Source organism: Verminephrobacter aporrectodeae subsp. tuberculatae At4 (assembly GCF_000193225.1).
Classification (GTDB): Bacteria; Pseudomonadota; Gammaproteobacteria; order Burkholderiales; family Burkholderiaceae_C; genus Acidovorax; species Acidovorax aporrectodeae.
In genome coordinates, this window is record NZ_AFAL01000641.1 from 1 (window position 1) to 434 (window position 434).

Genomic DNA, 434 nt, shown 5'->3' on the forward strand with positions numbered 1-434 from the left:
TGATCACCACCGGCGACCATCGCCCCAAAGTCACGGGCAACCAACTGGTGCTCAGCTTTGGCGACACGAGCCACCTGAACGCGGACCCGACCCGCAAGCCGGCGAACGGGGCCTTTACGGTGCTCGTGGATGGCGTCGCGAATGCCGTCACCCACGTCACCATCGATGCCCAAACCAAGACCGTCACGCTCACGCTCACCACGGCGGTCAGCAACGGCCAGTCGGTCACCGTCGCCTACACCGACCCCACGAGCGGCGACGACGCCAACGCGATACAGGACGCCACAGGCAACGACGCGGCCAGCTTTGCGGCCACCGCGGTAGTGAACAACACACGCGACACCACACCCCCGGTGATCCACAGCGCCGCAGTCACCGGCGACCAGCTGGTGCTCACGTACACCGAATCCAACAGCCTGGACCCGGCCGCGCTC

Annotated in this window: 1 protein-coding gene; it reads left to right on the forward strand. The window is 66.6% G+C overall.

The window, feature by feature from the left end; translation table 11 throughout:
- On the forward strand, positions 1-434 hold a 434-nt coding region (locus VTU_RS30810; protein WP_010107254.1), incomplete at both ends, for a SwmB domain-containing protein.